General features: G+C 71.0%; 4 protein-coding genes. 1 reads left to right on the top strand and 3 read right to left on the bottom strand.

Annotation, left to right across the window (positions count from 1 at the left end):
- The 3 genes from GWK61_RS52240 to GWK61_RS52230 all read right to left on the bottom strand — a co-directional run.
- The coding region (locus tag GWK61_RS52240) for a thioester domain-containing protein (RefSeq protein WP_194921688.1) at nt 1-1,044 on the bottom strand (1,044 nt) is incomplete at its 3' end.
- A gap of 148 nt (nt 1,045-1,192) precedes the next feature.
- A complete protein-coding gene (locus tag GWK61_RS52235) occupies nt 1,193-2,128 on the bottom strand; it encodes an EamA family transporter (protein ID WP_323748175.1) in 936 nt (311 codons plus the stop codon).
- 62 nt (nt 2,129-2,190) lie between these two features.
- Nucleotides 2,191-3,609, bottom strand: a complete 1,419-nt coding sequence (locus GWK61_RS52230; protein WP_323748174.1) for a S41 family peptidase — start codon at nt 3,607-3,609, stop codon at nt 2,191-2,193.
- Between the two features lie 125 nt (nt 3,610-3,734).
- Between GWK61_RS52230 and GWK61_RS52225 the strand changes: the two genes are divergently transcribed.
- Nucleotides 3,735-5,570 (top strand): serine/threonine-protein kinase, encoded by a 1,836-nt coding sequence (locus GWK61_RS52225; protein ID WP_194921687.1) that lies wholly within the window; start codon nt 3,735-3,737, stop codon nt 5,568-5,570.
- Nucleotides 5,571-5,723 lie beyond the last annotated feature (153 nt).

Below are 5,723 nucleotides of genomic sequence, written 5' to 3'. Positions count from 1 at the left end.
ACTCGGGGCGGACGTGGAGGGGTGCGAGCTCGGCGCTGTCGACGGCGAGCTGCTGGGAGTGGTCGTCGGCACGGTGGCCGGGACCCACTTGACGTCGGCGCTCGCGGACACCGGGGTGTTCTCCGCCTGCGCGAGGATCAGGTTCTGCGACGGCGCACCGTCGGCGCTGAGGAACACCCGGCCGGCCTGGATGCCGCTGACGGTCCCCGTGGCGGTCAGCGAGACGTCGCCGCTGGTCGGTGTGCTCGGCAGCTGGACGTAGACGGTGTCGCCGGCCTTGAACGTCGCGTGCGCGGAGATGGCCCTGCCGCCGGCGTCCACGAGCTTGGCGCCGGTCTTGTGCGCGTCGTTCAGGGCGACGGAGATGGACCCGGCCGAGGTATTGCTGGTCAGCGTGAACGCGACCTTGGACCCGGCCTGCGGCGCGGCCTTCGACACCGGGGTCAAGCTGAGGGAGGCCTGCGGCGGGGCACCCTTCAGGTTGTTCGTGTTCGTGGCCGCGGAGACCAGGTAGTGGTAGAGGTCGATGACCGCCTGGTCCTTCTCAGCCGTCGTGTCCAGCGCGGTCTTGCCGTCCTCGGAGAGGTTCCAGATCGCCGCCTGTGTGCCCTCGGCGGCCTCCTTGTCGGTCAGGCCGCTGATCCCGGAGGCGTTGGCCAGGTGACCCAGGTCGAGCTGCGGGTAGGAGTTGTTGAGGATCCACTTGATCCCCTCGAGGTGCTGCGTGGAGATGCCGGTTCCGGCATCGCTCCAGGCGTGCTCGTTGTAGGTCTCGTCCTGATTGAGTTCGACCGTCTTCTGGATGCAGTAGGTCCACAGCTCGTTGCTGCTTCCCGGCACTGCCAGACCTATCAGCCTCGCGTTCGAAGCGTGGTCCGGAGAGTCGTCGGTCATCGGCACGGAGCCGCCGGCCCCGGTGTTCTCGAACTTGGCGCCGGTGACGCCGTCCGCGTGAGCCGTACCCGCCACCATCGCGGTGGACGCCGCGCCGAGGAACATCGCGGCGGCGATTCTCCGTCCGTTCGTGGACGTCGGTTTCTGCATGGATCCCCATCCCTTTGCGTGGTTTCGGCGCCGTGTGTGGCATCCACGGCGCCCAGATCAGGCATACGCTATTGGATGGACGGGCATTGACGCTGCCTTACTCCTTGAGAGTTTGTCGGGCAGCAGCCCATTGATTCATCGTTGTCTGTCAGGCGTCCGACTGGGCGCCCCGAGTGGCCCCCACCGAAGCCACCACCACGCACAACACCGCGATCCACTGCGACCACCGCAGCGACTCCCCGAGCACCAACAGCCCGATCAGTGCCGCCACCGCCGGCTCCAGGCTCATCAGGATCCCGAACACGCTCGGCGGGATCTTGCGCAGCGCCTCCAGGTCCAGCGAGTACGGCAGCACCGACGAGAGCAGCGCCACGCCGAGCCCGACCACCAGCACCCACGGCCGCAGCAGCGCCGTGCCGCCGCTGGCCACGCCGAACGGCACCGCCAAAAGGGCCGCGACGGCCATGCCCAGGGCCAGACCGTCGCCTTCGCTGGTGTGCCGGCCGAGCGCGGCGCCCAACAGGATGTACAGGCCCCAGAACAGGCCGGCGCCGAGCGCGAACAGCACGCCGACCAGGTCGACCTTGCCGCCGCCTTCGGTCAGCAGCAGCACCCCGCCGCCGGCGAGCACCGCCCACAACGCGTCCAGCCAGCGCCGCGACCCGGCCAGCGCCACCGCCAGCGGCCCCAGGAACTCGGTCGTCACCGCGATGCCCAGCGGGATCCGGGCCAGCGACTGGTAGAAGCACAGGTTCATCGAGCCCAGCACCACGCCGTAGCCGAGCACCGCCGTCCAGGCGCGGCGGTCCATGCGCAGCTTCGGACGCCAGAACCCCGTCAGCACCGCCGCGGCGAAGAACAGCCGCAGCGCCACCGCCCCGAAGCCGCCGACCGCGCCGAACAGGTGCTTGGCCAGCGCCGCGCCCAGCTGGCTGCTGAGGATGCCCAGCAACACCAGAACCGTCGGCGGGATCGAGCCGAGAGCCCGTGCGGTGAGCGCGGTCGACGCGGACCGGGACTCCGGGGAGGACGAGGACGACGAGGACCGGTTGCGCTCGGTCTCGTCGATGCTGAATGCGGTCACGCCTGGATTGTTGCCGATCAAGGCGGAGTGCGTCGTGTTGTTTAGCCAGGCGTCGGTGACGATCAGCGCCGACGATCAGTCCGACCAAGCGCCTCCAGCGCGGCCTGGAACGCCGGGTCCGTCCCGTCGGCGAACTGTTCCGGCGTCAGCGTCGGCACCGCGACGTCCGGCGGGATCCCGGCGATGTCGTACGTACGCCCCGACGGCGTGAGGTACTCCTCGTCGGGCAGCCCGAACATCCAGCCGTTCGGCAGCTGCCGGTCCAGGATGTCGGAGAACACACCCTGCGTGTTCTCCCCGACGACGACCGGCCGCGGGGACCGGTTGAGCAACGCCTGCGTGACCGACTCCCCGGCGCTGAACGTCGAGCCGCCGGCCAGGATCGAGATCGGCCCGGTGTAGTGCGGTGCCGCCGACGGACGCACCACGAACGGCTGCGGCCGGGTGAAGCGCTCCGGGTCGGTCGGGTCGTTGCGCGTCTGCTTGGCGTACGCGAAGAACGGACTCCCGGTCAGCCGCGAAGCCAGCATCAAACCCAACGGATCGTCGCCCCCGCCGTTGATACGCACGTCGAGGACCAAGCCGCGCAAACGGTTCGGGCCGGTCGTGCGGTCGGCGGTGAAGACGGCGTCGAGGGCGGAGCTGAACGCGGCGGCGTTGGCGGCGAACGTGTCGTCCGTCGTGAAGCCGGTGAAGCCCGCGATCCGCAGGTAGCCGATGCCGCCGGGCAGCGTGGCGAACCCGACGCGGCCCTGGCACCAGGTCTGGAGCGGCGAGGTGGCGTCGGCCAGGTCGGCGTGCTTGATCAGGGCCACGGTCTGCGCTTCGAGTTCGTTGTTGGGCACCTGGGTCCCGGGGCGCGCCGAGAACACCCTGACCCCGTCGGCGACCAGGCCGACGTGCGCGTCGTGCAGCGGGGTGATCATGGCGGCGAAGACGTCGCGGAGCTGCGCGTCGGTGGTGGTCGCGGTGACCTGCGGCCGGTAGGTGTCGTAGACCTGCTTCCAGTCGATGCCGCGCTGCGCGAAGAAGGGGTAGTTCTCTGCGAAGGTCCGCCAGAAGACGTCGAAGGTCTCGATCGGCGTCGCCGGGGCGGCCTGCGTGCAGGCCGCGGGCAGGGCCGGCAGCCGGGTGAGGGCGCGGTAGTTGACGTTCGCGTCGATGTGCCAGCGGGCGTGGTTGGGGCCCGGGCCTGCGGTGAAGGTCGATACGCTGCCGTCGCCGTCGGAGGTGGTGTCGCGGATGCAGCTGATCGCGGTGGTGTCGTAGAGCTCGTAGGTGCCGCCGGTGATGCGCACGATGGTGCTGTAGCCGTCGGTGCGCCAGACCCCGTCGAGCTGGTTGTGGGCCTGCGTCGATGTCGGTCCCGTCGCCGGTCCCGACGCCGATGCCGCCGCCGGGACAGCCGTCGCGGCCACCACGGACGTCGCCAGCATTCCCGTCAGGACCGCGGCCAGTGTCGGACTCGTGTATTTCGTCACGGATCCATGCTTGTCCTGGGCGGGGTGTGACAACACCGTGCTATCCCCCGTCTTCAGTAGCGGCCAGCACGGTGATTTTCGGGATAGGTAGCGGTCTTGACCTAAGCTGAGCAGCGGACGGGTACGTGCCGGGAGGCGAGGGGGACCAGGTGTTCGAGGTCGTCGCGGGACGCTATGTCCTGATCGACAGCATCGGCTCCGGCGGTTCCGGAGAGGTGTGGCGCGCCTTCGACCGCAAGCGCGGCGAATACTGCGCGGCTAAGGTGATCCGGCGTCCGGAGGCCGCGACGCTGGTGCGGGCGGTGTTCGAGCAGGGCGTGCGGCTGGAGCATCCGCACGTCGTGACGCCCTACGCCTGGGCCGCCGACGACGAGCAGGTGCTGCTGGCGATGCCGCTGGTGCGCGGCGGGTCGCTGGCCGTGCTGCTGCGCGACCTCGGCCTGCTGCCCGCGCGGTACGGCGCCGAGGTGCTGCGGCAGCTGCTGGTGGCGCTGGAGCACGTGCACGCCGAGGGCATCGTGCACCGGGACGTGAAGCCGGCGAACGTGCTGCTGGAGCCGACCGGGACCGGGGCGCCGCAGGCCAGGCTGGCGGACTTCGGCCTGGTGCTGACCCCGGACCGGCCGCGGATCACCGGGATGTTCATGGTCGTCGGCACCCGGGACTACCTGGCGCCGGAGTCGCTGGAGAACGGCGACCAGGGCGTCGCGCAGGACTTGTACGCGGCCGGGCTCGTGGGGGTCGAGATGGTCGGCCCGAAGCCGGCCGACTCGCGCGCGCAGGCCCTGGCGGAGCTGCTCGCGGCGCTGAGCGACCCGGAACCGGCGCGGCGTCCGGAGTCGGCGACCGCGGCGCTGGACCGGCTGGCGGAGGTCCTGGACGGCTGGCCGCTGGAGACGCCCGCACCGATGCCGGAGAGCGACGAGCCGGTCGAGGTGTTCGAGCAGATCGGTCCGCTGCCGGCCGGGTGGGGGCCGCACGGGCCGGTCGCGGAGGCGGACACGGCGGACACGGTGGGAGTGGAGTGGCTGTGGTCGCCGGACCCGGCCAGGGGCGCGCCGCCTGCGATGGTGGAGCCGCGAGAAAATCCGGGCGGCTCCGGCTCCGGCTCTGGCTCTGGTTCTGGCTCTGGCTCCGGTTCTGGTTCTGGTTCTGGTTCTGGTTCCGGTTTTGGTCCTGGCTCCGGCTCCGTGGACAGCAAGGAGACTGAGACACGGGTTCTCGGCAGCATGCCCGGTGCCGACCGGCGCACGATTCCGGCCGGCGGTGGAAAGGCCGAAAGTTCGCCATCCGGCGAAGCGCCTGGCGGTTGGCAAGGTCGGACAGTGCCGCTTGGTGGCGGGTCCGGTGGCGGGTCTGGTGCCGGGTCCGGTGGCGCGGCCGGCGATGGGCGGGCTCAGGGTTCGCCATCCGGTGGCGCGCCGGCCGATTGGCAGATGCAGACTGTGCAGCTTGGCGGCGGTTCCGGTGGTTCCGGTGGTTCCGGTGGTGTGGACAGCGGTCGGCAAGCTCCAGGTCCGCCACCCGCCGAAGGCCCCGGTGACTGGCAAGGTCGGACCGTGCCGCTTGCCGGCGGTTCAGGCGGCTCAGGCGGATCAGGCGGTGCGACCGGCCATTGGCACAACCGGACCGTGCACCTCGACGGCGGCTCCGGCGGTGCGGTCGTCGGCCGACATGCTCAAGGGCCGCCATCCGATGGCGCGCCCGGCGAGTGGCACAACCGTACTGTGCCGCTCGCCGGTGGTTCCGGCGGCCATCAAGCCCATCAAGGCCGTCAGGCCTGGAACCGGGCTCCGGCCGAGCCCGACATCGACCGCGTCCGGCTCATCCCGGTTCCCGTCACCAACTCCGGCGCCGCTCCGCCGACGCCCTCGGCCGTCCGCTGGCACTGGGTCGGGATCGTCGCCGCCGTCGTTGTTCTGGCGAGCGTGGTCGGCGTGGTCGTGATGGCCATGCTCTGATCCGCCCGCCGGTTTCCCCGTCGGTTTCCTCTTCCGCGTCGCCCCGCGGGATCCAGGATCGTCGTTGTCCTGGCCCGCGGCAGCCTCCGCGCCGGCCGGCGAGGCGTGGTGCCCGATACCCGCCCGCCGACCGGCCGCACCGCCACCAGCCCC

This window comes from Catenulispora rubra (assembly GCF_015356825.1).
Taxonomy (GTDB): Bacteria; Actinomycetota; Actinomycetes; order Streptomycetales; family Catenulisporaceae; genus Catenulispora; species Catenulispora rubra.
The sequence above is the reverse complement of the archived record's forward strand: the minus strand, read 5'-3'. Positions and strand labels throughout refer to the sequence as shown.